A 26,629-nucleotide genomic window follows, 5' to 3' on the forward strand; every position below is an offset into this window, starting at 1 on the left:
GCTACTTCGGCTCCGGCTTGGCGTCGATGCCCGACTCCTTGCGCTGCTGCGCGGTGATCGGCGCCGGCGCGTCGGTCAGCGGGTCGACACCGCCACCGGACTTCGGGAACGCGATCACCTCGCGGATCGAGTCCACACCGGCCAGCAGCGCGGTGATCCGGTCCCAGCCGAACGCGATGCCGCCGTGCGGCGGCGCCCCGAACGTGAACGCGTCCAGCAGGAATCCGAACTTGTCGGTCGCTTCGTCGTGGTCGATACCCATCATCGCGAACACCCGCTCCTGGACGTCGCGACGGTGGATACGGATGGAGCCGCCACCGATCTCGTTGCCGTTGCAGACGATGTCGTAGGCGTCGGCCAGCGCGGTCCCCGGATCGGTGTCGAACGTCGCCTCGGACTCGGGCTTGGGCGCGGTGAACGCGTGGTGCACCGCGGTCCACGCTCCGGACCCGACGGCGACATCGCCGGATGCGGTGGCCTCGTCGGCCGGTTCGAACAGCGGCCAGTCCACCACCCAGGTGAACGCCCACGCGGTCGGGTCGATCATGTCGAGCCGCTTGGCGATCTCGATGCGGGTGGCGCCCAGCAGCGCGCGGGCGCCCTTCGGGGTGCCGGCGGCGAAGAACACACAGTCACCCGGGTTGGCTCCGACATGGGCGGCCAGTCCGGCACGTTCGGCGTCGGAGAGGTTCTTTGCCACCGGGCCCGCCAGTTCGCCGTCGTCGCCCACGAGCACATACGCCAGGCCCTTGTGGCCGCGCTGCTTGGCGAACTCCTGCCACCCGTCGAGCGTGCGCCTCGGCTGCGACGCACCGCCCGGCATCACGACCGCGCCGACGTACGGCGCCTGGAACACCCGGAACGGGGTGTCGGCGAAGTAGTCGGTGCACTCCACGAGCTCCACCCCGAACCGCAGGTCCGGTTTGTCGGTGCCGAACCGCCGCATCGCCTCGGCGTAACTGATCCGTGGCAGCGGGGTCGGCAGGTCGTAGCCGATGAGCGCCCACAGCGCCCGCAGCACCTCCTCGGACACCGCGATGACGTCGTCGGCGTCGACGAAGCTCATCTCCATGTCGAGTTGGGTGAACTCGGGCTGGCGGTCGGCGCGGAAGTCCTCGTCTCGGTAGCAGCGTGCGATCTGGTAGTAGCGCTCCATGCCCGCGACCATCAGCAGCTGCTTGAACAGCTGAGGGCTCTGCGGCAGCGCGTAGAACGTGCCGGGCTGCAGCCGTGCGGGCACCAGGAAGTCGCGCGCACCCTCGGGGGTGGAGCGGGTCAGGGTGGGGGTCTCGACCTCGACGAAGTCATGGGCGGCCAGGACACTGCGCGCCGCGGCATTCACGTTGGAGCGCAACCGGATCGCGTTGCCGGGACCTTCGCGGCGCAGATCGAGGTAGCGGTACTTCAGCCGCGCTTCCTCGCCGGCGGTCTCGTCGAGCTGGAACGGCAGGGGCGCACTCTCCCCCAGCACCGACAGCGTCGTCGCGTTGACCTCGACCTCTCCGGTGGCGATCTCGGCGTTGGCGTTGCCCTCGGGCCGGACCTCGACCACACCGGTGACGGCGACGCAGAACTCCGAGCGCAGCCGGTGCGCCTGCGCAAGCACCTGTTCGTCGCGGAACACCACCTGACTCACACCCGAGGCGTCACGCAGGTCGATGAAGATGACGCCGCCGTGGTCGCGACGGCGCGCCACCCAGCCGGCCAGCGTCACCGTCTGGCCGGCGTCGGCGGCTCGCAACGATCCGGCGGTGCGGGTGCGCAGCACGAAGTACTCCTCTGGACGGGGATGATCAGCAGATCAGTCTAGAGGTGCGGCAACGCCGGGCTACGCGCCCCGCACCCGCAGGTGCCTGCGCGCGAGCAGTTCGTCGTCGTCGACGAGCACCAGCATCGGCTCACCGGGGACGCAGAGCATGGTGACGGTGAAGCGACAGCGCAGGTCGTCCCGATTGTTGGCGTCCGAGTAGTGGATCACGTCTCCCCCGGGCTCCCAGAACGCCTCACCCTCCCGGACCACCCGGGGCGGCTGACCTTCGAGTTCGAACAGCATCTCGCCCTCCAGCACCAACCCGAACGCCGGACCGCTCGGATGCCGGTGCGGTGGGGCGCCGGCGCTGCCCGGCGGGTAGTCGATGACGACGGTCATCGCGTGCGCGCCGGCGGGGATGAACGGTGGCGTCACCTCCTGCACCACCGTCATCGCGTCCTCCCACGAAGAGTCGTATGCCTTGATCAAGGGGGTTCCTTCCGTGCTCGACAGAGCGTCAGACGGCGCTGCCGCCGCCGTCGGCGTGCAGGACCGACCCGGTGACGAAGGAGGCGCGTGGGGAGGCCAGGAACAGCACGGCCTGCGCGATCTCCTCGGGGGTGGCCGTGCGGCCGAGCGGGAGCGCCCGCCCGAGCTCCTCGTTGGTCTCGCCCCACTCCGCCTCGACCCCCGCGGTGCGGGTGGGCCCCGGGGCGACGCTGTTGACGCGGACGCCGTCCGGTCCGAACTCGGCGGCCCAGGTGCGGGTCAGTGATTCCACCGCAGCCTTGGAGGCGCTGTAGGCGCCCGCGCCCGGCACACCCTTGGTCGCGACCATCGTGGTGACGTTGACGATGCTGCCTCGGCCGCGCGCAACCATGCCCGGCACCACGCCGGCGGCCAGGAAGTAGGCGCCCCGCACGTTGGTGGCGAAGGTCGCGTCGAAGGCGTCGACCCGTTGGTCGACGGTCAGGGCGGACGGGAAGCTCGCGGCGTTGTTGACCAGTACGTCGACCGCCCCGCACTGCCGCACCACGTCGCGCACCGATCCGATGTCGGCCATGTCCGCCTGCAGGAAGCGCACCGAGCCGCCGAGCCGGGCGGCCGCGGCCGCACCGCGGGCCGCGTCCCGCCCGGTGATGGTGACCGCGGCACCCTCGCGGACGAACAGCCGCGCGCAGGCCTCGCCGATGCCGGCGGTGCCGCCGGTGACGAGGACGTCCATGTTCGCCAATTCGCCTGTCGGCGAGGCGATCACGCGATCACCGCCGCGTTGACGGGCGCCAGGGCGCCGTGGTTGCGGTGGGCCAGCGCCAGCCGCAGACGACGGCGGGCGCGCGACACCCGGGACATCACGGTGCCGATCGGGATCTCGAGGATCGCGGCGGTCTCGGCGTAGGTGTGGCCCTCGACATCAGCGTAGAACAGCACCTCGGCGAAACCCTCGGGCAGCGCTGCCATCGCGGCTTTGATGTCCCCGTCGGCCAGGGTGTCGAGGAGGTCGTCCTCCGCCGAACGCACCCCGCCGGGCAGCCGGGAGGCGCCAGCCGCCAGGTCGCGCTCGGTGATGTCCTCGGCGGGGACCTCGGCCACCCGGGACTGCTTGGCGCGGTGGCCGCTGACCCACCGGTTGTAGAGGATGCGGAACAGCCACGCCTTGAGGTTGGTGCCCTCGGAGAACGTGTGGAAGCCGATGTAGGCCCGCATCAGGGTGTCCTGCAACAGATCCTCGGCGTCGGCGTCGCTGCGGGTCAGTCGGCGGGCGCCGCGGGCGAGCACGTCGAGCAGCGGTTCCACCTCCGTGGCGAACCTCGCCTGGCGGTCGCGGTCGGGCAGAACCGCGCGGGGAAGGTAGGTGACGGTCATGGTCGCTCTCCTCGCTGTGCTGATGAGTCCCGTCGTGGGCCGGTTGCTCTCCACACTCGCGGTTCCGCCGACGATGCGAGCCCTTGTAAACCCGTAGTCCGCACCCCGTGGGCCCGGGGCACTAGTGGGCGAAGGACGTGGTGCGCAGCTGCCGGCGCGAGGAGATGCCCAGCTTGGCGAACACCTTGCGCAGGTGCCATTCCACGGTGTGGGCACTGATGAACAGCGCGGCGCCGATCTCGGAGTTGGTCATGCCCTCGGCGACCAGCCCGGCGATCTGCGCCTCCTGGGCGGTCAGCTCATCACCGGCCCGGGCTGCCGGGGTGCGCACCTTCTCCCCGGTGGCCACCAGTTCACGGCGGGTGCGCTCGGCGAACCCGCGCGCACCCATCCCGGTGAACAGGTCGTGGGCAGCGGTCAGCTCCCGGCGCGCGTCGGTACGTCGGTTCGCCCGGCGCAACCACTCGCCGTACTGCAGCCGCGCCCGCGCCAGGTGCACGACGATGCCCGTCCTGCCCAGCCGTTCGACGGCCTCACCGAACAACGCGTCGGCGGCCCCGGCCTCGGCGATCATCGCCCGGGCGGCCGCGAGAACGCCCAGACCCCAATCGCTTTCGCTGGCGCCCGCGCTGATCTCCAGCCAGGCGACCGCGTCGCGCGCAACCTCGGGCGCCCCCGTCCGCGTGGCGGCCTCGACCAGCTCGAGGGTGCATAGTCTGTGCAAGCCCAGATCCTCGTACGCGCAGCCGTCGCGCGCCGCGGTGAACGCCTCCTGGTACCGCCCCTGCCCGTTGTGGAGCACCGCGGCGGCATATCCGAGCAGGCTCTGCAGGCGGCCCTCTCCGCGGAGCACGGCGTCGGCGCGCAGCCCGTCGATCAGGGCTTGCGTTTCGGCGACGTCGCCGCGCCAGGCGGCCAGCTGCACCTCGTGATAGCGCACCGGCGCCGCGGCGGCCGTCGCCGCGGCGATGGAGGCCGCCTCGGCGAGAAGCTGCTCGGCGGAGGCGAACTCACCCCCCATCACGTGCACCCCAGCGCGGTAGGCCAGGGCCCGCGGGAGCCCGGACAACGCACCGCTGCTGCGGGCGTGCCGCACCGCGGCGGTGGAGAGGTGCCGCGCCGCATCCCGATCCCACCGTTCATGCGCCGCGGACTCCTGCAGGATCAGAAAGCCCGGCACCCGCAGCCACCGGCCGACCGCGACCTCGTCGGAGTCGGCTTGGGCACGCATCGCGGCCAGCGCGCGACCCAGCGTGTCGGTGCCTGCGCCGACGCCACCGGTGATGCGCTCGGCCACCCCCTGCAGGAGCAGGTCGACCGGCCGCAGCCGGCCGGTCACCTGGGACATCGCCGCCAGTGCCGCCTCGGCGGCCCCGGGGAGTGACGCAGGGTCCGCGGCGCGCCCGGCGTACACCAGCGCCGCGATCGCCTCCAGGTAGCTCTCCCGCGACGAGTGGTCGTCGAGCCGCTGCAGGGTGCGGGCCGCCTCGAGCAGCGGCGGCGCCGTGTCGGCGACCGCCGGCGCCCCGCTCTCCCGCGACCGGCTGCGAACGAACTGCAACTGCGCGCGCAGCCGCGCCACCAGAGCCTGCTGCAGCGGTGACAGCTGACCGAGTTCGGCGACGGTCAGCATGTTGTGGGCCGCCGCGTCGTCGGCGGCGTCGCTCTTGGCCTGTGCGGCCGCCAGCGCCCGCCCGCCCCGCAGCGCCGGATCCGCGGTCAGCGTGGCGGCCCGTTCGAGAAACGTCGCCGCGGCCGCGACGCCGCCGCGGCTCTGGGCCCGCGCGGCGGAGCGTTCCAGTTCAGCGGCGATGTCGTCGTCGGGTCCCGCCGCCGCCAGGGCGGCATGCCAGGCCCGGCGATCGGGATCGGTCTGCGGATCGGTGGCCTCGGCGAGCACCCGGTGCACCTCGCGACGGTCGAGCAGATCAGCGGCGCGGTAGGCCGCCGAACGGATCAGCGGGTGGTGGAACCGCATTCGCGGACCGAATTCGATCAGCCAGTCGGCCTCAGCGGCCGCCAACTCGGCGATCGGGATGTTCATCCTCCCCGCCGCACGCAAGAACACCGCCGCGTCGCCCACCGGCTCGGCCGCGGCGAGCAGCAGCAGCCACTGCGTCGACTCGGGCAGCAAGTGGATTCGTCGCACATAGGTCTGCTCGACCGCCGCCGGCGACGAGCGTTTGCCGGCGATCCAGAAACCGCCGGACAGTTCCGCGGCAGACACGCTGCGCGGCACTTCCAGAATGGCCAGTGGAAGCCCGCGGGTCTCGGCGATCACGCGGTCCCGCACGCGGGGATCGAGGCGGGCGAGCATCACCGAGTCCAGCAGTGCCCGGGCGTCGTGGTCGGACAGGCCGTTGACCGCCAACTCGGGGAGGCCGGCCAGCAGTTCGGGATGGTCACGCACCGCGAACAGCAGCGCCACCGGCTCGGCGAGGAGTCGCCGCGCCACGAACGCCAGCGTCTGCAGTGACACCTGATCGAGCCACTGCGCGTCGTCGACGACGGCCACCAGCGGCTGGCGCTCCGCGGCGGCGGCCAGCAGGCTCAGGACGGCCAGCCCGACCAGGAACCGGTCCGGGGTCTCCCCCATGCCGCGGCCGAACGCCACGTCGAGCGCCTGGCGCTGCGGCTCGGGCAGCGCGTCGAGGTGTTCGAGCAGCGGCGCGCAGAGCTGCTGCAGCCCGGCGTAGGCGAGCTCCATGTCGGATTCGACACCGGAAACCCCGATCCTGCGGAACTTCTCGGTGCGGGCGGCGACGTAGTCGAGCAGCGCGGTCTTGCCCGCGCCGGCCTCGCCCCGCAACACCAGCACCTGACACGCCCCGGGTCTGACACCGGCGATCAGCTCGTCGAGTTGTGCGCATTCGGCCGCCCGCCCGCGAAGGGACGGTTCCGAACTCGACATGGGGCACCACCGGGTGTGTCTTCGATGCTGGCGTTGGGCGAGTCTATCGAGCGGGTGACCCCGTCACCGCGTGGTGGCCGACCGGAGCAGCCAGTCCTCGAACCGCGTGGTGGACAGCCGCGCTGCCGGACCGGGCACCAGGGTCCGCTCACCGAGGTCGACCCCCCAGTACTGCGCGTCGGGGTCGGCGATCACCGGGCGCGTGTCCCCCCGCGCGGTGAGCGCGGTGCGGATCAGATCGGGCAGCAGCACCGCGTGCGGGCCGCCGATCTCGACGATCCCGTTGACCGGCGCGTCGAGCGCGGCGCGCGCGACGCCCTCGGCGACGTCGGCGGCGGCCATCGGCTGGAAGTAGGCGGGCGGCATCCGCACGCTGCCGTCCACGGTCGCCGAGTCGGCGAGGGTGTCGACGAACTCGAAGAACTGCGTGGCATGCACGATCGTGTAGGGCACCGGCCCCTCGGCGATGAGCTTCTCCTGGGCCAGCTTCGCCGCGAAATACCCGCTCTGCAAGGCCAATTCCGCCGTGCCGACCACCGACAGCGCGACGTGGTGACCGACCTCCGCGTCGGCTTCGGCGCGCAGCAGGTTCGTCTCCGCGGCGCGGAAGAACTCCAGTGCGGCATCGTCGAGGGTCGGCGAATTGGATACGTCGACCACCACGTCGGCGCCCGAGACGGCCTGCGCGACGCCTTCCCCGGTGTAGGTGTTGACGCCGGTCGACGGCGCCGCGGCGACGGTGTCATGTCCGCGTTCGGTCAGAACGCGGACCACGGTGGTGCCGATCAGGCCGGTGCCGCCGATCACGACGATCTTCATGGTGAGCCTCTCGAGGTTTCCTGGGGACTGCGTGGATGCCCACCAGAACGGATGGCCGCGCCGGCATTCATCCCCCCGCCGCAGACCAACCACCATGACCTAATGTGTATGGTCATGCACGAATGTGAGCGCGTCGGTCTGGACTTCGTCGATTCCGCTCCATACCGCTTCGTCAGCACCGTGGACCTTGCGATCACCCCCGAGCAGTTGTTCGAGGTGCTGGCCGACGAGACCTCATGGCCGCGCTGGGCCAGCGTCATCACCAAGGTCACGTGGACCAGCCCGCTGCCGCGCGGCGTCGGCACCACCCGCACCGTCGACATGCGCGGCGGCATCACCGGCGCGGAGGAGTTCCTCGCGTGGGAACCGTTCGAGCGCATGGCTTTTCGATTCAACACCGCCACCACGGGCAGCATCGCCGCGTTCGCCGAGGACTACCGCGTCGTGCCCACCCCGACCGGCTGCCACCTGACGTGGATCATGGCGATGAAACCCGCCGGCCTCGCCGGCCGGCTCGGACTGTTCGCGGGGCGGCCGGTGATGGGCCGGCTCTTCCAGCGGTTCCTGCACAACCTGCGCCGCTACACCGACGAGAGGTTCGCGGCGCGCTAGTCCGTCAGGACAGGGCGGCCCAGGCCGATCGCCGCACCCGGTCGGGATCTTCCTCCACCACGTCGCGGCTGGACGCGATCAGCCGGGTGCGCCGGTGCTCGATGTCGTAGAGCGGCCAGTTCGCCTCGTCGTGCACCCGGTCGCTGCACGCGAAGTCCAGCCACGCCCGCTGCATCCGCGCGCCCACCGCGGGCTGGAAGCGCCGGCCCAGCGGATGCAGCTTGCGCCCGATGAACGACGCGTAACTGTGCTGCACGTGCACGATCTCGCTGCCGTGGGTGGCGCCGAGACCGAGCAGGCGCAGGCTCACCCCGGCATGGTCGAACCGGTACACCCGGGTCGGCGCGCGACCGCTGTAGGCGTCGGCGAACGCCCACGTGGGCGCGCCGAACATGACATCGGATCCGATGGTGATCAACGCGCTGCGCCGGGGGTAGGCCGGATAGGCCGCCAGCACGGCGTCTTTGGCGTCCGGAGCGACCCGGTCGAAGTAGGTGTCGACGGTCGCGCGGGTGGTGGGCAGCATGGGCGGCCGGGTCCAGGCGAACATCGACGCCTCGTGGCTGTTGGTGCCGATGATCAGCGGCAGACGCGCCAGCTCACCGGCGCGGGCCGCGTCGACGGGGTGGCGGGGCAACAGCTCGGTGCCGTGGGTCAGCCCGTAGGCCAGGGTGGGCGTCTCGGCCGCGCTCGCCAGCTGCACCTGGCCGGCGGCGCGCCGCAACTGCCGCTGCGGGAGGTCTTTCACCTCGGCGGGCCCGACACCCAGCCGATCGAGGAAATCCCGGGCCCGGGCGGCGCGCAGCTCCCGGTCGGCGATCAGGGGCAGCGCGGGACTCTGGGCGATCGCGCGGTGGAACAACCCGCCCGCCTGCGGGCACGCCAGCAGCGCCAGCACCGACGTCGCTCCCGCCGACTCACCGAAGATCGTGACGCGGTCGGGGTCCCCGCCGAATGACGCGATGTGGTCGCGCACCCACCGCAGGGCGGCCAGCTGATCACGCAACGCCAGATTGTCGTCGAATCCGTCGCCGAGGTCGCCGAGCTCGAACCCGCCGAACACCCCGATCCGGTAGGTGACGTTGACGACCACCACGTTGCCGTTGGCCGCCAGCCGTGAACCGTTGTAGAGCTGGAACTGCCCGGCTCCGTAGACGAAAGCGCCGCCGGGAATCCACACCATCACCGGCAGCGACGCCGTCGTGTCGGGTGACCACACCGTCAACGTCAGGCACGCCTCGTCGCGGGCCTTCGGGTCGTCACGGCCCCCGCCCACGAAGGACTTGGTCTGCGGCGGCAGCGGCCCGTGCTCGCGGGCCTCGCGGACGCCGGCCCAGGGTGTCAGGGCGGCCGGGGCCAGGAACCGGCGGGGCCCCACCGGCTGTTCGGCGTACGGCACCCCGCGCCACACCCCGACGCCGTCCTCGGTGTCGCCGCGGAGGTCCCCCAACGCGGTGCGGACGAGGGTGGATTGTCCGGCGACGACTGCCACGGAAGAAATCGTAGTGTGCGATTCTTGACGGGCCCGACAGGCGGGCTCGGCGGCGAAGCGAGGTAGTGCCATGACCTTCAACGAGGGCATGCAGATCGATACCAGCACCACGTCGACGAGCGGAGGTGGCCGCGGCCCCGGGCGCGGCATCGCCGTCGGCGGCGGTCTGGGCGGCCTGATCATCGTGGTGGTGGCTCTGTTCCTCGGCGTGGACCCGAGCTCGGTGGTGCCCAACCAGCAGCAGATGGACACCCAGGGCGTGGACGCGCCCGACTTCGACCTCAGTCAGTGCAAGACCGGCGCCGACGCCAACTCCATCGTGCAGTGCCGCGTGGTCGCCACCGGTAACTCCGTCGACGGGGTGTGGGAGCAGTTGATGCCCAGCTACACCCGGCCCAGCGTGCGGCTGTTCACCGGCCAGGTCAGCACCGGGTGCGGACCGGCCACCAGTGACGTCGGCCCGTTCTACTGCCCCGTCGACCGGACGGCGTACTTCGACACCGACTTCTTCGACGTCCTGGTGACGCAGTTCGGCTCCAGCGGAGGACCGCTGGCGCAGGAGTACGTGGTGGCCCACGAATTCGGGCACCACGTGCAGAACCTGCAGGGGGTGCTCGGCCGGGCCCAGCAGGATCCCGAGGGTGCCACCGGCGCCGGGGTGCGCACCGAACTGCAGGCCGACTGCTACGCCGGGGTGTGGGCGCACTACGCGGCGATCACCAAGCAGGAGAGCACCGGCGTGCCGTTCCTGGAACCGTTGAGCGACAAGGACATCGCCGACGCCCTGTCGGCCGCGTCGTCGGTGGGCGATGACCGTATCCAGCAGTCGGCGACCGGTCGGGTCAACCCCGAGTCGTGGACGCACGGGTCCTCCGAGCAGCGCCAGAAGTGGTTCACCATCGGCTACCAGACCGGTGACCCCGCCAAGTGCGACACGTTCGCCGCCCGCGACCTTGGCTAGGGCCGCCACCGCCGTCGACGCCGTCGCCGAGCGCTACCTCGATACGTGGGCGGCTCTGGATCCCTGCGCGGCAACCGAATCCGGCATCACCGGCCATGACGACCAGATCACCGACTACTCCCCCGACGGGTGCGCGGCCCGGGCCGACGCCGCGCGGGCGGCGCTGCGCGAGCTCGACGCGACCGAGCCCGTCGACGACGTCGATGGGGTCACCGTCGCCGCGATGCGGGAGCGCCTTTCGGTGCTGCTCGATCTGCACGACGCGCACCTCGACACCGGTGAACTCAACGTCATCGCCTCCCCGCTGCAGACGATGCGCGACGTGTTCGACCTGATGCCGACCGACACCGAGGACGACTGGACGACCATCGGACGCCGGCTGGAGAAGATCCCGGACCGGGTCGCCGGATACGCCGACGGGTTACGCGCCGCGGCTGCCGCCGGACGCGCCCCCGCCGCCCGCCAGGTACGCCGCGGTGTCGCGCAGGCCGGCCAGATCCAGCGTCTGTTCCTGGAGATGGTCGCCACCGCCGTCCCCGACAACCTCACGCTGCACGCAGAACTGCGCCGGCGCGCCGAGGACGCCGCCAACGCCTACGCGCGCCTGGTCGGGGTGTTCCGCGACGAGATCGGACCGCAGGCCCGGGAGACCGATGCGTGCGGCCGCGACACCTATGCGGTGCTGTCGCGGTCGTTCCTCGGCGCGGCGGTGGACGTCGACGAAGCCTACGCGTGGGGCCTCGATCAGCTCAATCAGATTGTCGCCGAACAGGATGCGATCGCCAACCGGCTCTACCCCGGGGCCACCGCATCCGAGGCGCTGCGCCGGCTCGACGGCGAGGAACGCTACCTCGTGCACGGCACCGACGCGCTGGCCCACTGGATGCAGGATCTGTCCGACCGCGCCGTCGACGCGCTCGCCGACACGCACTTCGACATCGCGCCGCCCCTGCGCCGGCTGGAGTGCCGGATCGCCCCGACCAACACCGGCGGCATCTACTACACCGGCCCGTCGGAGGACCTGTCCCGGCCGGGCCGCATGTGGTGGTCGGTGCCCGCCGGGGTGCACACCTTCCACACCTGGCAGGAGATGACCACGGTGTTCCACGAGGGGGTGCCCGGGCACCACCTGCAGATCGGCCGGGCCGTGGTGCTCGCCGACCGGCTCAACCGCTGGCGCCGCCTCGGTTGCTGGGTGTCGGGGCACGGCGAGGGCTGGGCGCTCTACGCCGAACGGCTGATGGCCGAACTGGGCTGGCTCGACGACGCCGGCAACCGGATGGGCATGCTCGACGCGCAGCGGTTCCGCGCCGCCCGGGTGGTGATCGACATGGGTGTGCACTGCGGTCTGACCGCCCCCGACGGCGGAGTATGGGACGCCTCCAAGGCGTGGACCTTCCTGCAGTCCCACAGCGCAATGGCCGAGGAGAACCTGCGCTTCGAGCTGGACCGCTACCTCGGCTGGCCCGGGCAGGCGCCGTCGTACGCGATCGGTCAGCGGATCTGGCAGCAACTGCGCGACGCGGTGACCGGAACCGGTGTGCCCCTCAAGGAGTTCCACAGCCGCGCATTGGATCTCGGCGGACTCCCCCTCGACGTGCTGCGGTCGGCGCTGCTGCCCTAGAGGCGGGACTGCTCCCTGATCGACGTGTCCGTGGTGCGCAACGGCCGGATCAGGCCGTCCTGGGTGAACGACGCGAGCAGGGCCCCCTCCTCGGTGTGCACCGTCCCGCGCACATACGACATCCCGGCACCGACCTGCGTGCTCTCGTGGGTGTAGAGCAGCCAGCCGTCCCACCGCACCGGTTCGTGGAAACTCACCGAGACCGTCATGGGCGCCGTCGAGACCGTCAGGTGCGCCTGGCTGGTGCCGATGCCCTCGTGGGCGCGCATGGTCGTCGAAATACCCAGGTGGCCGGTGAAATACGCGATCAGCGCCTTGGCGAGGTCATCGCGCGTCGGGATCGGGTCGTAGTGCAGCCACGCGTACAGCTCCGGCGGCCCCACCTCGTCGGGGCTGTTGACGTCGGCGACGTCGACCAGCCGCAGCTCCCGGCCGGCCATCGGCATGGGTGAAGAGTGCGCCTGCGCCGGCGCCGCGACGTCGGGCCGCGGCAGCTCGTGGCGGATCACGTCGGCGGTCGGGACGTCGGCGAGCACCGTCATGGTGATGCAGCGCTTGCCGTTCTGCGTCGCGGTGATCACCGCGCACGCCGTCGAGCGGCCCTCGCTGATCACGTCGACCTCGAGCTGGACGGGTCCCGCACCCACCATCACCGCGCGGGCGAACACCGCGTACACCGACCGGATCGACTTACCCGAAAAACGATGCGCGGCAGCGACAATCGATTGCGCCAGCACCTGGGTTCCCTCGACCACCTGCCGATCGTCCTCGCCCGCGGGCCCCGTCTGCGCGGTGAACAGATCGTCTCCGGCGGGCTCGACCTCGAACAGGTCCAGCAGAGACTGCACGGTCCACGGTGTCGGTGCCGACTGCGTCGTCATGGAGGGAACAGTAACCGAGGTTCGCAGAAAGCGGTAACGTCATTACCATGGCCGCGAAGTCCTCCGCGAACGCTGCGACACCGCCGTCGGGTGACGAGACCGACTCGCGGGCGGGCCGTTTCATGCGCTCGGCGCTGGCCATCCTCGGCGAGACCGGTCGGACGGACTTCACCGTGCTCGAGGTGGTGGAGCGGTCCAAGACGTCGCTGCGCGCCTTCTACCAACACTTCGCCACCAAGGACGAGCTCCTGCTGGCGCTCGTCGACCGGATCATGGCCGACGCCACCGAGCGGTGGCGCGCCGAGGTCGAACCGATGCCCGCCGACGAGGCGCTGCGCCGGCTCATCGAGCGGATCAGCGCACCGGCGGAGTCCCACACCCAGGACAGCATCAACCGGGGCCTCACCTACTACAACGATCACCTGCTGGAAACCCGGCCCCGGGAGTTCGCGACGGTGCTGGCTCCTCTGCACACGCTGCTGGTCGACATCCTGCGCCGGGGCGTCACCGAGGGCGTCTTTCGCGCAGACCTCGACGTCGAGACCGACGCCGCCATCCTGATGCAGACCGTGCTCGGGGCGCTGCGACTGCGCGAACTCGGCGCCGAACTCAACGGGGTGCCGATCGAGAGCAGCCACCTGTACGCGTTCTGCATCCGCAGCCTGCTGCGCTCTGACCAGCATTGATGCCAGTGTCGCGGCCCTAGCGCCGTTACACTGAACAGTGGTAATGTCATTACCACTTCGCGCAAACGCGCCCTGCCAGGAGGCCGCCGCCATGCCGTCCCGCATCCTCGACTATCCGGTGTTCGACGCCGACAATCACTTCTACGAACCCCCGGAAGCGCTGACGCAGTTCCTTCCGGACCACCGCCGGGGCGTCATCGATTACATCGACGTCCGCGGCCGCACCAAGATCGTCGTGCGCAACCACATCAGCGACTACATCCCGAATCCGACGTTCGAGGTGGTGGCCCGCCCGGGTGCCCAGGAGGACTACTTCAGGCACGGCAGCGGCGGCAAGAGTTTCCGCGACGTGATGGGCAAACCCATGAAGGCCATCCCCGCGTTCCGCAACCCGCAGGCCCGCCTCGAGGTGCTCGACGGGCTGGGCCTGGACTACACGATCATGTTCCCGACGCTGGCCAGCCTCGTCGAAGAGCGCATGAAGGACGACCCCGACCTGATCCTCGACATCATCCACGCGCTGAACCAATGGATGTACGAGACATGGCAATTCGACTACGAGGGCCGCATCCTGTCCACGCCGGTCATCAGCCTCTCCGTCGTCGACCGTGCGCTCGAGGAACTGCAGTGGTGCCTGGAACGCGGCGCCAGGACGGTGCTGGTGCGGCCGGCGCCGGTGCCCGGGTACCGCGGGTCGCGCTCGCTCGGGTTGCCGGAGTTCGATCCCTTCTGGGATGCGTGCGTCACCGCGGGCATCCCGGTCTGCATGCACGCCTCCGACAGCGGCTACGCCCGGTACCTGAACGACTGGGAACCCGCCGACGAGTTCCTTCCGTTCCGCCCCACCGCTTTCCGCATGGTGGCGATGGGCAAGCGACCGATCGAGGACACCATGGCGGCGATGGTCTGCCACGGCGCCCTCTCGCGCAACCCCGATCTGCGCATTCTGTCGATCGAGAACGGCGCCTCCTGGGTGCCCTACCTGTTCTACCAATTCGCCGACGTGTTCAAGAAGATGCCGCAGGAGTTCCCGGAGGACCCCATCGCGGCGTTCCGGCGCGGCGTGTACGTGGCGCCGTTCTGGGAGGACGACTTCGCGAAGATGGCCGAGCTGCTCGGCATCGACCGGGTCATCTTCGGTTCGGACTGGCCGCATCCGGAAGGTCTCGCCGATCCGATCAGCCTCGTCGACCAGTTGGAAGACAACGGTCTGGACTCCGACGGCATCGGCAAGGTCATGGGCGGCAATCTCGTCGACCTGTTCAAGGTGCCCAACACCAAGGTCCACAAGCCGGATGTGCCGGCACTGGTGATCGCCTGACCCCGAGAGGCTGACCTGATTTCATGACCGATGTGGCCAACCCGGAACGAATGCTCTTCGCGTCCACCACGCAGACATTCCTGGAGAAACAGGCGTCGCTGACCCACGTGCGAGGCCTGCACGCCTCCGACACGTCTTTCCAGCCCGAATGGTGGCAGCGCGCAGCCGAACTGGGCTGGGCCAGCCTGCTGGTGCCCGAGCATCTCGGCGGCGGCAGCGTCTCCGGCAACGGCGTCGCCGACGTGGCGCTGGTCGCGGAGAAGATCGGACACACCGTCGCGCCCGGCCCGCTGCACCCCGTGAGCATCGTGCTGGCCGGCCTCGTCGAAGCCCCCGACGGCCACGAGACACTCATCGAGGCGATGGTGTCCGGCCAGACGGTGGCCGGCTGGGCGGTGTACGAACCCGGACAACCGTTCACCGTGCAGCACGCGGCGACCACGGCGACGAGGACCGCAACGGGATTCCGGCTCGACGGGATCAAGGACCGCGTGGAGGCCGGCGCGCAGAGCGACGCGCTGCTGGTGACCGCCACGTGCGACGGCGCGCTGCGGCAGTTCGTGGTGCCGGCGGACGCGGCCGGTGTCACCGTCGAGGAGCAGAGCTCCGTCGACATGGTGAAACGCTATGCGCGCGTGCGTTTCGACGGTGTCGAGGTGGACGCCGCCGCCGTCGTCGGCGAGGCCGGGCAGACTGCCGCGATCGTCGAACGGCAGCGCCAGGTGGCGCTCGTCCTGCAGTGCGCGGAACTGGTCGGCGTCCTCGACGCAGTCCTCACCATGACCTATCAGTGGATGTTCGACCGGCACAGCTTCGGCCGTCCGCTGGCGTCATACCAGGCGCTCAAACATCGCGCGGCGGACATGAAGATGTGGTTCGAGGCCGCGCGTGCCACCACCGCGGGCGCCGTCGCCGCCGTGGCGGACCGCGCACCCGATGCGCCGCTGCTGGTCAGCATCGCGAAAGCGTATGTCGCCGAACGCGCCCCGATCATCATCCAGGACTGCGTCCAGCTGCACGGAGGCATCGGGGTGACCTGGGAACACGACCTCCACCTGTATCTGCGCCGCGCCGCGCTCTACCGCGCCCTGTTCGGCTCTCCCGAGGATCACCATCCGGTCCGAGATCGGAAGAGCGTCGTGTAGGGNGTCCACCGCGACCACCGAATCGGTCGCCGACTTCGCCGCCCGCGCCCGCAGATGGCTGGCCGAGAACATGCCCCCCATCGCCCCCGAGCGCCCGCCGTTCTCGGTGCGGGCCGAACAGGCCTCCTGGGACCGGGCCAAAGAACTCCAGAAGCGGCTCTACGAGGGCGGTTTCGCCGGTATCTGCTTCCCCCGCGAGTACGGCGGGCTGGGCTTGGACCACGCCTACCAGCGCGCGTTCAACGTCGAATGCCGCAGCTATGAGATGCCGTTGATCCTCAACGTGCCGACGTTCACGATCTGCGCCGCCACGATCCTCGACATGGGCAGCGAACAGCAGAAGCGGGACCGGATCTCGGCGGCGATCCGCGGTGACGAGATCCTGGTGCAGCTGCTCAGCGAACCCAACGGCGGATCGGACCTCGCCGGTGTCATCACCCGCGCCGACCGGCAGGGTGATCGGTGGATCGTCAACGGCGCCAAGACCTGGAGCACCAGCGCTTTCGCGGGCGACTACGGGCTGCTGCTGGCCCGCACCAACTGGACCGTGCCCAAGCACGAAGGCCTCACGATGTTCCTGGTGCCGCTGAAGTCCCCCGGCATCACCATGCGCCGCATCAAGGAGGTCAACGGCAACGAGGAGTTCTGCGAGGAGTTCTTCGACGGTCTGGAACTCGGCGACGACGCGGTGGTGGGTGAGGTCGACAAGGGCTGGGAGGTCGCGACGCGTCAGCTCCACCACGAGCGTCGCGCTGTCGGCGGCGGGTCCGAGTTCGCCAGCGGGACCGCTGCCGAGAACGCCAGCGAGATGCCGCCCGACCACATCGGGCTGGCCGAGGCCGTCGGGCGCGGTGGCGATCCCGTCGCGCAAGAACTCGCCGGACGCGCGCTGGTGCGCCGCCGGGTCCGCGAGCAACTCATCGACCACGTGGCCCGGTCGATCGGCGACGGTTCACTGCCATCGAATGCCGGCACGCTGATCCGGCTCTTCCACGCCGAGACCACCGAACTGGAAGTGGACACCGCGCTCGCCCTCGCCGGCACCGCCGGTGTGGTCGACGACGGCTCGGGTCTGCTCGAGGTCGGGATCCGCTACCTGTCGCGGCAGACCGGATCCCTGGGTGGCGGCACCTCGGAGATGGCGCGCAACGTGATCGGCGAGCGGATCCTGGGCTTCCCGCGGGAGTTCGCCGCCGACCGAGGCGTCCCGTTCAATCAGGTGAAGCGCACGAAGAGCTGACGCGGGATCAGAAGAGGGCGGCCTGCACCGGCGCGGGAGCCGGAAGCGGCCGCGGGGTGGAGCTCTCCCGGAAGGACCGGCCCGGCGTCAGACCGTGCCTGGCCACCAGCGGCGCCGCCCGTCGCGCCAGCATCGCCCGGTAGTCGGCGGGCAGGTACGCGCCGCGCCGGTACAGATGCCGGTACTCGGCGACCAGTTCCGGATGCGCCCGGGCCAGCCAGTCCATGAACCAGCCGCGGGTGGAGCCGCGCAGGTGCAGACCGAACACGGTCACGCTCGTCGCTCCGGCGGCGGCGATGCGGCCCAACAGGTCGTCGAGGTGGGCCTCGGAGTCGGTCAGCCGGGGCAGCACGGGCGCCACCATCACATGGCAGCTCAGGCCCGCCTCGCGGATGGCGGCGATCAGACCGAGCCGCGCCTGCGGTGTCGGCGTCCCGGGTTCGATGCTGTTGTGCAGCAACGGATCCCCCACAGCCAGCGACACCGCGACGCTCACCTCGACGCTGCGCGCCGCATCGGTCAGCAGCGGCAGATCGCGCCGCAGCAGCGTGCCCTTGGTCAGGATCGAGAACGGCGTGCCCGACTCGGTGAGCGCACCGATGATCCCCGGCATCAGGGCGTAGCGGCCTTCGGCCCGCTGGTAGGGATCCGTGTTCGTGCCCAGCGCAACGGTTTCGCGCGTCCACGACCGGCGGCGCAACTCGCGCCTCAGCACCTCGGCCACATTGGTCTTCACCACGACCTGGGTGTCGAAATCGTGCCCGACGTCGAAGTCCAGGTACTCGTGCGTGGGCCGGGCGAAGCAGTAGCGGCAGGCATGCGAACAGCCGCGGTAGCCGTTGACCGTGTACTGGAACGGCAGCATCGATGCGGCCGGGATCTTGTTCAGGGCCGACTTGCACAACACCTCGTGGAACGTCATGCCCTGGAACTCCGGTGTGCGCGCTGCGGACCAGACCGATGCGTTGCAGACCCGGCAGCGCCCCGTCCTCGACGTCCACCCCTTGATTCGACCACCGCATACTCCATGCGAACATGTGTTCGATCGACTGTCAAGCACTACCGTGGGTTCTGGCATGTCAACTCATGGATACGAAGAGGAACTGCAGTCGGAGCGGCGGTACGTCGGCCGGCTGTACGAGTGGCTCGACGCGGAACGCATGCGGGTCAAGGACCGGTACGCCGGGGCGCTGCGCGGCACGGGCGGCACGCTCGTGGAACGCGACGCCGAGGTGCGGGCGCTGGCCCGCCAGATGGCACGGCTGAACGTGGCCGACAGCGGCCTGTGCTTCGGCCGGCTCGACAGCGTCGACGGGGAGACGATCTACGTCGGCCGCATCGGCATCCTCGACGAGACCGACGAATTCGCGTCGCTGCTAGTGGACTGGCGCGCACCCGCGGCCCGGGCGTTCTACGTCGCGACCGGCGCGACGCCGGAGAACATGCGCAGGCGGCGGCAGTTCCACACGCTGGGCCGGCGTGTCCTCGACTTCACCGACGAGATCCTCGGCCGGCCCGGCGACGCCGAGCGCGGCGGCCGCGGCGATGCGGCGCTGCTCGCGGCGGTCAACGCACCCCGCGGCGACGGGATGCGCGACATCGTCGCCACCATCCAGGCCGAGCAGGACGAGATCATCCGCTCCGACCACCCCGGCGTGCTGGTGATCGAGGGCGGACCCGGCACCGGCAAGACCGTGGTGGCCCTGCACCGCGTGGCCTATCTGCTCTACACCCAGCGCAAGCGGATGGAGAGTCACGGCGTGCTGGTGGTCGGCCCGAACGCGGCCTTCCTCGACCACGTGGGGCGAGTGCTGCCGTCGCTCGGGGAGACCAACGTGGTGTTCCTCACCCCCGGCGACCTGGTGCCGGGACTGCGGGTCGCGACCCGGGACACCCCGGAGGTGACGCGGCTCAAGGGGTCACTCGCGATGCTGGACGTGCTCGCCGCCGCCGTCGCCGACCGGCAGCGCGTCCCGGACGAACCGGTGCCGATCGACCTGGCCGACGTGTCGGTGCGCATCGACGCCGAGACCGCGCAGTGGGCCATCGAGGAGGCGCGGGCCACCGGCAAGCCGCACAACGACGCCCGCGCGGTGTTCGTCGACGTGGTGACCTGGGTGCTGACCGAGCGGGCGATCGCCAAGATCGGCCGCGGCTGGCTGAGCCGGGAGGACCGCGCCGCGTGGGAGCATCTGCGTTCCGAACTGGTCGACGAACTCGACGACCACCGGGGATTCGCGGCAGCGCTGGACCGGTTGTGGCCGACGCTGACACCGGAAACGCTTCTGGCCGAGCTGTATTCGTCACCGGAACGGTTGCGTGCCGCCGGGGCCGACGCGGCGCTGCTGCGCACCGAGGGCGACGCCTGGACGGTCGCCGACGTACCGCTGCTCGACGAGCTCGTCGACCTGCTGGGCCGCGACAGGGCGGCCGAGGCGGCCGCCGAACAGGAACGGCGCGAGGAAGCCGCCTACGCCGCCGGCGTGCTGGACCTGATGATCGGGCGCGAAGACCTGATGGACGACGAGGACCAGCTGCTGGCCTCGGACGTGATCGCCGCCGAGGACCTGGCCGAGCGCTTCGAGGAGCGCGACACCCGCGAGCTCGCCGAACGTGCTGCGACGGACCGGGATTGGACATACGGGCACGTCGTGGTCGACGAGGCCCAGGAACTGTCGGCGATGGAATGGCGGGTGCTGATGCGGAGGTGTCCGCGGCGCTCGTTCACCGTCGTCGGGGATCTCGCGCAGCGCCGGTCGGCCGCAGGTGCGACGTCGTGGGGGGCGATGCTCGACACCTATGTGCCCGGCCGGTGGCTCTACCGTCCGCTCGCGACGAACTACCGCACCCCCAGCGAGATCATGGCCGTCGCCGCCGCGGTACTCGCCGAGTTCGCGCCGGACGTCGCTCCACCGGAGTCGGTGCGGTCCTGCGGGGTGCCACCGTGGTCACGCAGGGTGGACGAGGACGACATGGCTTCGGCGATCGAGGATTTCGTGCGCGCCGAGGCCGCGTCCGAGGGTACCAGCGTGGTGATCGGACCGCCGGGCACACCCGGCGCCGTCGCCCCGTCGGACACCAAGGGGCTGGAGTACGACGCGGTGCTCGTGGTCTCTCCCGAGCGGATTCTCGCCGACGACCCGCGCGGGGCGGCCGACCTCTACGTGGCGCTCACCCGCGCCACCCAGCGGCTGGGTGTGCTGCACACCGGGCCGCTGCCGGCGGCACTGCAGGGACTGACCGTGCAGCGGTCGGGCTAGCCGATCACCACTGGGTGCCCTGGCACAGCGGGCTGTAGGGATGATCGCCCTGGATGACGATCTGCCCGTCGACCGCGACCTCGCAGTGCCCGTTCGGTGCCGCCTGACCGCCCTTGGTGGTGCTGCTCGCCCACACGTAGGCCCACTGGGGGTCGGTCAGCGTGGTCTCGAAGGTCCAGGGCTGGCCGGGAGCGATGGTGACGGTCTCGCGCTTGAGGTACGCGTAGGCGTCGGCGTTGTAGGCCGCCTTGTCCGCCGGCTGGTTGACCAGATACGTCACGTCGAACTGATACGGCCCTGCGGTGCTCACCGTATAGCGGACCTGATGGCCGGCCGGCTGGGCGCTCGCCGCGCCCGGGCTGAGCGCAAACGCTGCGGCCGCGACCATCAGAGACGCCCCTACCTTGGCTGTAGCTTTTCGCATGTCGGTCACATCGTCCGACGGTACCCAACCGTTACGCACGCGCGCAGGGCTCGCGGACCGAAGAGGTTAACGGCAAACCCACGCCCGCGCGCGGCAACAGGTTAACCACGTTGTCACACACAGACATTTGACAGAAACACAGGCGCTCTAACGTCCCGATGCGACACCGGTGAGTGTCGACAATCTCGCCCTTCCCACTTTCGTTTCGCACTTCGACACGACGTTCGCCGCAGGTGAACGCTGTCGACACGCAGAAAGGCCGTACATGGAGCACCCTCGGCGTCACCCGTCCCGACGCACCGCCCTCGCCGCGGGAAGCATCGTCGCGGCGGTCAGCCTGCTGTTGGCAGGCTGTGGGAGCAAGGCAACCGAGACAGATTCAGCAAACGCCGAGTCGTGCGTGGACACCTCGGGGTCGACCATCAAGGTCGGATCGCTGAACTCCCTGTCGGGCACCATGGCGATCTCCGAGGTCACCGTCCGCGACTCGATCAAGCTCGCGGTCGACGAGATCAACGCCGCCGGCGGGGTGATGGGCAAGCAGCTGCAGCTGATCGGTGAAGACGGCGCCTCCGAGCCCACCGTGTTCGCCGAGAAGGCCGAGAAGCTGATCAGCAGCGACTGCGTCGCCGCCGTGTTCGGCGGCTGGACCTCGTCGAGCCGCAAGGCCATGCTGCCGGTGTTCGAGAGCAACAACTCGCTGCTGTACTACCCGGTGCAGTACGAGGGTCTGGAGTCCTCGCCCAACATCTTCTACACCGGCGCGACCACCAACCAGCAGATCGTGCCCGCGCTGGACTATCTGAAGGAGAAGGGCGTCAAGTCGCTGTACCTGGTGGGCAGCGACTACGTGTTCCCGCAGACGGCCAACCGCATCATCAAGGCCTACGCCGGCGCCAACGGCATCGAGATCAAGGGCGAGGACTACACGCCGCTCGGTTCCACCGACTTCTCCACGATCGTCAACAAGGTGCGAACCGCCAACGCCGACGCCGTGTTCAACACCCTCAACGGCGACTCGAACGTCGCGTTCTTCCGCGAGTACAAGAACGTGGGCCTGACGCCGCAGGACATGCCCGTGGTGTCGGTGTCGATCGCCGAGGAGGAGGTCGGCGGCATCGGCGTGCAGAACATCACCGGGCAGTTGACCGCGTGGAACTACTACCAGACCATCGACACCCCGGTGAACCAGAAGTTCGTCGCCGCCTACAAGAAGGCCTACGGCGCCAACAAGCCGACCTCGGACCCGATGGAGGCCGCCTACGTGTCGGTGTACCTGTGGAAGAACACCGTCGAGAAGGCGAAGTCGTTCGACGTCAAGGCCATTCAGGACAACGCCGGCGGTGTCACGTTCGACGCCCCCGAAGGGTTGGTGACCATCGACGGCGAGAACCATCACATCACCAAGACCGCCCGCATCGGCGAGATCCGGCCCGACGGCCTGATCTACACGATCTGGGAGTCCCCCGGCCCCATCGAGCCGGATCCGTTCCTGAAGTCCTACCCGTGGGCCGCCGGACTGTCCGGCTGAGTCGCGCATGGATGTCCTGATCGGGCAGCTGGCAACAGGATTGAGCCTCGGCTCGATCCTGTTGCTCGCCGCGCTGGGCCTGTCGCTGACATTCGGCCAGATGGGCGTCATCAACATGGCGCACGGCGAGTTCATCATGGCCGGGTGCTACACCGCCTATGTGGTGCAGCAGGTCGTCTCCAGTGCCGGTGTCTCGCTCATCATCTCGCTGGCCGTCGGATTCCTCATCGGCGGGGCGATGGGCGCCCTGCTCGAGGTCGGCTTGATCCAGCGGATGTACGACCGGCCGCTGGACACGCTGCTGGTGACCTTCGGCGTCGGCCTGATCCTGCAGCAGGTGGCGCGCGACGTCTTCGGCGCCCCGGCGGTCAACGTGGTGGCGCCGGCGTGGTTGTCCGGCGGCATGGAGATCTTCGGCGCCGTGGTGCCCAAGACCCGCATCTTCATCCTGGTGCTGGCCGTGGTCTGCGTCGCGGTGCTGGCCACCGTGTTGAAGGTCAGCCCGATGGGCCGTCGCATCCGCGCGGTCGTGCAGAACCGCGACCTGGCCGAGACCAGCGGCATCTCGTCGCGCAGGACCGACATCACCACGTTCTTCATCGGGTCCGGGCTCGCGGCGGTGGCCGGCGTGGCGCTGACGCTGATCGGCTCCACCAGCCCGACCATCGGCCAGAGCTATCTGATCGATGCGTTCCTGGTGGTCGTGGTCGGCGGCCTGGGCCAGATCAAGGGGACTGTGATCGCGGCGTTCGCGCTCGGGTTCCTCAACTCGTTCATCGAGTACAACACCACGGCGTCCCTGGCCAAGGTGATCGTCTTCGTGATCATCGTGATCTTCCTGCAGGTACGCCCGCAGGGTCTGTTCACCGTGCGGACAAGGAGTCTCGTGTGAGATCGCTTCTCGGCCGCTGGCAGACCTGGGCCGGGTTCGGCGTCGCGGCAGTGGTGCTGTTCGTGGTCGCCCCCGCGGTGCTGTCGGACTTCCGGCTCAGCCTGCTGGGCAAGTTCCTGTGTTTCGCCATCGTCGCGGTCGGCATCGGCCTGGCGTGGGGCCGCGGCGGCATGCTGGTGCTCGGCCAGGGCGTGTTCTTCGGCCTGGGTGGCTACATGATGGCGATGCACCTCAAGATCGCCGACGCGCAGCTGCGCGGCGACGAGGTACCCGATTTCATGCAGATCCAGGGCATCCGCGAATTGCCCTCGTACTGGCAACCGTTCGCGTCCCCCGCGGTGACCCTCGCGGCCATCGTGGTGATCCCGACCGGCATCGCCGCGGCGCTCGGCTTCGGCGTGTTCAAACGCAGGGTCAAGGGCGCCTACTTCGCGATCCTGTCGCAGGCGCTGGCCGCCGCGCTGGCGATCCTGCTGGTCGGGCAGACCGGACTCGGAGGGTCCAACGGGCTCAACAGGTTCCGCACGTTCTTCGGGTTCACCCTCAACGATCCGGTGAACCGCCGGATGCTGTACTTCATCGCCGCGGCGGTGCTGCTGATCGTCGTCGCCGTGGTGCGCCAACTGATGCAGAGCCGCTACGGCGAACTGCTGGTCGCGGTCCGCGACGGCGAGGAGCGGGTGCGCTTCCTGGGGTACGACCCGGCCAACATCAAGGTGGTGGCCTACACCGTCGCGGCCCTGTTCGCCAGCATCGCCGGGGCGTTGTTCGCGCCCATCGTGGGGTTCATCGCGCCGTCGCAGGTCGGCATCCTGCCGTCGATCGCGTTCCTCATCGGCGTCGCGATCGGCGGGCGCACCACTCTCCTGGGCCCGGTCCTGGGCGCCATCGGGGTGGCCTGGGCGCAAACCCTGTTCTCCGAACGCTTCCCGTCTGAGTGGACGTACGCCCAGGGCCTGCTGTTCATCGTCGTCGTCGGCTTCTTCCCCGCCGGGCTCGCGGGGCTGGGCGCGGTGCTGCGGCGCCGACGCAGAAAGCCCCCGCCGCCGGCCGAGCAGGAGGCGCCGGACGCGGAGACGGTAGGGGTGAACTCGTGACCGAGGTCGACGCCGGCACGGCAGGCAAGGAACCCGTCGAGGGCGGCAACGCCGGAATGGGTACGCAGTACCTCGAAGTACGCGGCCTGACCGTCGATTTCGACGGTTTCAAGGCGGTCAGCGATGTCGACCTGACCTTGTTCCAGGGCGACCTGCGGTTCCTGATCGGGCCCAACGGCGCCGGCAAGACCACGGTGATCGACGCGATCACCGGCCTGGTGCCCGCCACCGGGTCGGTCAACAAATCCGGCGTGGAATTGCTCGGCAGAAAGGTGCACCAGATCGCCCGCCGCGGAGTGGGACGCACGTTCCAGACCGCGAGTGTGTTCGAGCAGCTGACGGTGCTGCAGAACCTCGACATCGCCGCCGGTGCCGGACGATCGGTGTGGACGCTGCTGCGCCGGCGCCGCGGCATGCTGCCGGCCATCGAGCAGGCACTGCACACGATCGGTCTGACCCACCTCGCCGACCGCCCCGCGGGCGTGCTGGCACACGGACAGAAGCAGTGGTTGGAGATCGGCATGCTGCTGGTGCAGAACGCCGACGTGCTGCTGCTCGACGAACCGGTCGCAGGGATGAGCACCGAGGAGCGCGAGGAGACCGGTAATCTGTTGCGGCGCATCGGAGCTGAGCGCACCGTGGTGGTCGTCGAACATGACATGGACTTCATGCGGGCGTTCGCGACGTCGGTGACGGTGCTCGCGCGCGGCCAGGTGATCGCCGAGGGGTCGGTGGCCGAGGTGCAGGCCAACCCCAAGGTGCAGGAGGTCTACCTCGGGACCGCGGCCGCAGGCGCGGAAGGGATCGCATGACACTGCAACTCGTCGACGTCCATACCGGCTACGGCCGCAGCGAGGTCATCCACGGCGTCAGCCTCGAGGTCCCGGCCGACGGCGTCGCCGCGGTGATGGGCCACAACGGGGCCGGCAAGACCACGCTGCTGCGCGCCGCGGTCGGGCTGCTCAAATGCGCCAGTGGTCGAGTGCTTTTCGACGGTGAGGACATCACCAAGCTGCGACCCAGCGCCCGGGTGGCCCGCGGCCTGGCCTACGTACCGCAAGGCCAGCAGTCGTTCGGCCAGTTGACCACCGCGGAGAATCTTCAGGTGGTCGCCGACGGTCGCAAGAACGGCAAGGCACTGATCGACGAACAGCTCGACCTGTTCCCCGCGCTCAAGGAACTGCTCACCCGCCGCGCTGGTCTGCTCTCCGGCGGCCAGCGCCAGCAGCTGGCGATCGCCCGCGCGCTGATCACCTCGCCGACATGTCTGATCCTGGACGAGCCGACCGAGGGCATCCAGCCATCGGTGGTCGCCGAGATCGAGGCGGCCATCACCGCGCTGACCGATCGCGGTGACCTCGGCGTGCTGCTCGTCGAGCAGCACATCGGTTTCGCGCTGGAGTCCTCGCAGCGCTACTACATCCTCGAGGCCGGCCGGGTCACCTCCAGCGGCACCGGCGGTTCGGCGTCGGAAGCCGACGTCCGCGCCGCGATGGCCATCTGATCCGGCTTTTTGGGCGACAACACGCACACTCGCGGCGACACATCGGCACCCTGAGACCATGGCCGCACCCGTCGAACCCGTCGTCATCGCCGAACACGGCGGCCTGGTGGTCGCCGAGCGGGGGTCCGAGATCCTCGTGATCGACCGCGGCAACGGCCCGGCCGAGATCACGGCGTTCGTGCTGGGCGTCCTCACGCTGGTCTTCGTCGGCTTCGGCGTCGTGGCCGTGGCGTCCGCGTTGCTGGGCGCGGACACGCCGCCCGTGGGAATCATCGGCGGGGCCGTTCTGGTCGCCGGCGTCGGATTCGCGACCGCGATGCTGTTCACTGTCGCAGCGATACGCCGCAGGCGCCGGCGTCCGTTGCAGACGTTCCCGCCGGTCGCGGTGTTCGATCGCGCCCACGGCGTCTACCGGGATGCGACCGGCTCGGTCGTCGCCCCGCTGCACCAGGTGCGGTTCGAGCGGCGGATGCAGGTGGCGTCCAGTTCGCCGAAGCTGGTGGCGGTGACACCCCACGGCGTCCAGGTGTTGAAGCGGGGCAACCCGTTCGGCGGTGGCGTCGGCACGCTCGACGCGGCGCTGACCGACGCGGTGTTCGGTCGCTAGGCGACG

22 protein-coding genes and 2 pseudogenes are annotated in these 26,629 nt (G+C 69.9%); 14 read left to right on the forward strand and 10 right to left on the reverse strand.

Translation table 11 applies throughout. The annotated features are described in order from the left end of the window. Position 1: 1 nt before the first annotated feature. From aspS to MCHLDSM_RS09060, 6 genes are all read right to left on the reverse strand, one after another. The gene (gene aspS, locus MCHLDSM_RS09035) at positions 2-1,768 is read right to left on the reverse strand and encodes an aspartate--tRNA ligase (RefSeq protein ID WP_048469766.1); all 1,767 of its coding nucleotides are present in this window, start codon (positions 1,766-1,768) and stop codon (positions 2-4) included. Positions 1,769-1,828: 60 nt separating this feature from the next. Next, positions 1,829-2,203: a cupin domain-containing protein gene (locus tag MCHLDSM_RS09040; protein WP_048469767.1), complete on the reverse strand. Its 375-nt coding sequence runs from the start codon at positions 2,201-2,203 to the stop codon at positions 1,829-1,831. A gap of 64 nt (positions 2,204-2,267) precedes the next feature. Next, positions 2,268-2,975 carry an SDR family NAD(P)-dependent oxidoreductase gene (locus MCHLDSM_RS09045; protein WP_048470251.1) on the reverse strand — a complete coding sequence of 236 codons (708 nt, stop codon included), beginning with the start codon at positions 2,973-2,975 and terminating at the stop codon, positions 2,268-2,270. A gap of 29 nt (positions 2,976-3,004) precedes the next feature. Next, positions 3,005-3,616 (reverse strand): sigma-70 family RNA polymerase sigma factor, encoded by a 612-nt coding sequence (locus MCHLDSM_RS09050; RefSeq protein WP_048469768.1) that lies wholly within the window; start codon positions 3,614-3,616, stop codon positions 3,005-3,007. Between the two features lie 121 nt (positions 3,617-3,737). After that, on the reverse strand, positions 3,738-6,527 hold the full coding sequence (locus tag MCHLDSM_RS09055; RefSeq protein WP_048469769.1) for an ATP-binding protein: 2,790 nt from the start codon (positions 6,525-6,527) through the stop codon (positions 3,738-3,740). Between the two features lie 63 nt (positions 6,528-6,590). Beyond that, positions 6,591-7,346: an SDR family oxidoreductase gene (locus MCHLDSM_RS09060; protein WP_048469770.1), complete on the reverse strand. Its 756-nt coding sequence runs from the start codon at positions 7,344-7,346 to the stop codon at positions 6,591-6,593. Positions 7,347-7,454: 108 nt separating this feature from the next. Here MCHLDSM_RS09060 and MCHLDSM_RS09065 point away from each other — a divergent pair, with 108 nt between their 5' ends. Continuing rightward, on the forward strand, positions 7,455-7,958 hold the full coding sequence (locus tag MCHLDSM_RS09065; protein ID WP_048469771.1) for an SRPBCC family protein: 504 nt from the start codon (positions 7,455-7,457) through the stop codon (positions 7,956-7,958). 4 nt (positions 7,959-7,962) lie between these two features. Here MCHLDSM_RS09065 and MCHLDSM_RS09070 read toward each other — a convergent pair whose 3' ends face one another. Further along, positions 7,963-9,450 carry a carboxylesterase/lipase family protein gene (locus MCHLDSM_RS09070; protein ID WP_048469772.1) on the reverse strand — a complete coding sequence of 496 codons (1,488 nt, stop codon included), beginning with the start codon at positions 9,448-9,450 and terminating at the stop codon, positions 7,963-7,965. 70 nt (positions 9,451-9,520) lie between these two features. Between MCHLDSM_RS09070 and ypfJ the strand changes: the two genes are divergently transcribed. Together ypfJ and MCHLDSM_RS09080 are read left to right on the forward strand one after the other, a co-directional pair. Further along, positions 9,521-10,411, forward strand: coding sequence for a KPN_02809 family neutral zinc metallopeptidase (gene ypfJ / locus MCHLDSM_RS09075; RefSeq protein WP_048469773.1), 891 nt, complete (start codon positions 9,521-9,523; stop codon positions 10,409-10,411). Continuing rightward, positions 10,404-12,035, forward strand: a complete 1,632-nt coding sequence (locus MCHLDSM_RS09080; protein WP_048469774.1) for a DUF885 domain-containing protein — start codon at positions 10,404-10,406, stop codon at positions 12,033-12,035. The genes ypfJ and MCHLDSM_RS09080 overlap by 8 nt, the downstream gene beginning before the upstream one ends. Here the strand turns inward: MCHLDSM_RS09080 and MCHLDSM_RS09085 are convergent. Then, positions 12,032-12,916 (reverse strand): acyl-CoA thioesterase, encoded by an 885-nt coding sequence (locus MCHLDSM_RS09085; RefSeq protein ID WP_048469775.1) that lies wholly within the window; start codon positions 12,914-12,916, stop codon positions 12,032-12,034. The two genes, MCHLDSM_RS09080 and MCHLDSM_RS09085, sit on opposite strands and share 4 nt — an antisense overlap. A 47-nt stretch (positions 12,917-12,963) precedes the next feature. On the opposite strand from MCHLDSM_RS09085, the gene MCHLDSM_RS09090 reads away from it, so the two are divergent. From MCHLDSM_RS09090 to MCHLDSM_RS09105, 4 genes and pseudogenes are all read left to right on the forward strand, one after another. Continuing rightward, complete coding sequence (locus tag MCHLDSM_RS09090; protein ID WP_048469776.1) at positions 12,964-13,602, forward strand: TetR/AcrR family transcriptional regulator; 639 nt, start codon at positions 12,964-12,966, stop codon at positions 13,600-13,602. 91 nt (positions 13,603-13,693) lie between these two features. After that, a complete protein-coding gene (locus tag MCHLDSM_RS09095; RefSeq protein ID WP_048469777.1) occupies positions 13,694-14,923 on the forward strand; it encodes an amidohydrolase family protein in 1,230 nt (409 codons plus the stop codon). 23 nt (positions 14,924-14,946) lie between these two features. Further along, entirely contained in the window at positions 14,947-16,068 is a 1,122-nt protein-coding gene (locus tag MCHLDSM_RS09100; protein WP_048469778.1) for an acyl-CoA dehydrogenase family protein, read from the forward strand. Positions 16,069-16,071: 3 nt separating this feature from the next. Beyond that, positions 16,072-17,308, forward strand: a pseudogene (locus MCHLDSM_RS09105) (acyl-CoA dehydrogenase family protein); the annotation flags it as partial. A gap of 7 nt (positions 17,309-17,315) precedes the next feature. On the opposite strand, the pseudogene MCHLDSM_RS09110 reads toward MCHLDSM_RS09105, so the two are convergent. After that, positions 17,316-18,330: pseudogene (locus MCHLDSM_RS09110) on the reverse strand (Rv2578c family radical SAM protein). Positions 18,331-18,384: 54 nt separating this feature from the next. Here MCHLDSM_RS09110 and helR point away from each other — a divergent pair. Continuing rightward, positions 18,385-20,568, forward strand: coding sequence for an RNA polymerase recycling motor ATPase HelR (helR, locus tag MCHLDSM_RS09115; protein WP_048469780.1), 2,184 nt, complete (start codon positions 18,385-18,387; stop codon positions 20,566-20,568). Between the two features lie 4 nt (positions 20,569-20,572). Here the strand turns inward: helR and MCHLDSM_RS09120 are convergent, their stop codons facing one another. Continuing rightward, positions 20,573-20,992 (reverse strand): Rv2576c family protein, encoded by a 420-nt coding sequence (locus MCHLDSM_RS09120; RefSeq protein WP_109788792.1) that lies wholly within the window; start codon positions 20,990-20,992, stop codon positions 20,573-20,575. 265 nt (positions 20,993-21,257) lie between these two features. Between MCHLDSM_RS09120 and urtA the strand changes: the two genes are divergently transcribed. From urtA to MCHLDSM_RS38735, 6 genes are read left to right on the forward strand one after another with little or no spacing between them, the layout of a single operon-like run. Then, complete coding sequence (gene urtA, locus MCHLDSM_RS09125) at positions 21,258-22,523, forward strand: urea ABC transporter substrate-binding protein (protein WP_048421313.1); 1,266 nt, start codon at positions 21,258-21,260, stop codon at positions 22,521-22,523. Between the two features lie 7 nt (positions 22,524-22,530). Continuing rightward, on the forward strand, positions 22,531-23,415 hold the full coding sequence (urtB, locus tag MCHLDSM_RS09130) for an urea ABC transporter permease subunit UrtB (RefSeq protein WP_048469782.1): 885 nt from the start codon (positions 22,531-22,533) through the stop codon (positions 23,413-23,415). Next, positions 23,412-24,512: an urea ABC transporter permease subunit UrtC gene (gene urtC / locus MCHLDSM_RS09135; protein WP_048469783.1), complete on the forward strand. Its 1,101-nt coding sequence runs from the start codon at positions 23,412-23,414 to the stop codon at positions 24,510-24,512. The genes urtB and urtC overlap by 4 nt, the downstream gene beginning before the upstream one ends. Before the next feature lie 56 nt (positions 24,513-24,568). Continuing rightward, positions 24,569-25,324 carry an urea ABC transporter ATP-binding protein UrtD gene (gene urtD, locus MCHLDSM_RS09140; RefSeq protein WP_407661855.1) on the forward strand — a complete coding sequence of 252 codons (756 nt, stop codon included), beginning with the start codon at positions 24,569-24,571 and terminating at the stop codon, positions 25,322-25,324. Next, positions 25,321-26,016, forward strand: a complete 696-nt coding sequence (urtE, locus tag MCHLDSM_RS09145; RefSeq protein WP_048469785.1) for an urea ABC transporter ATP-binding subunit UrtE — start codon at positions 25,321-25,323, stop codon at positions 26,014-26,016. The genes urtD and urtE overlap by 4 nt, the downstream gene beginning before the upstream one ends. 58 nt (positions 26,017-26,074) lie before the next feature. Beyond that, the gene (locus MCHLDSM_RS38735) at positions 26,075-26,623 is read left to right on the forward strand and encodes a hypothetical protein (RefSeq protein ID WP_174545656.1); all 549 of its coding nucleotides are present in this window, start codon (positions 26,075-26,077) and stop codon (positions 26,621-26,623) included. Positions 26,624-26,629: the final 6 nt, after the last annotated feature.

Origin of the sequence: Mycolicibacterium chlorophenolicum (assembly GCF_001044235.1) — a bacterium.
Taxonomy (GTDB): Bacteria; Actinomycetota; Actinomycetes; order Mycobacteriales; family Mycobacteriaceae; genus Mycobacterium; species Mycobacterium chlorophenolicum.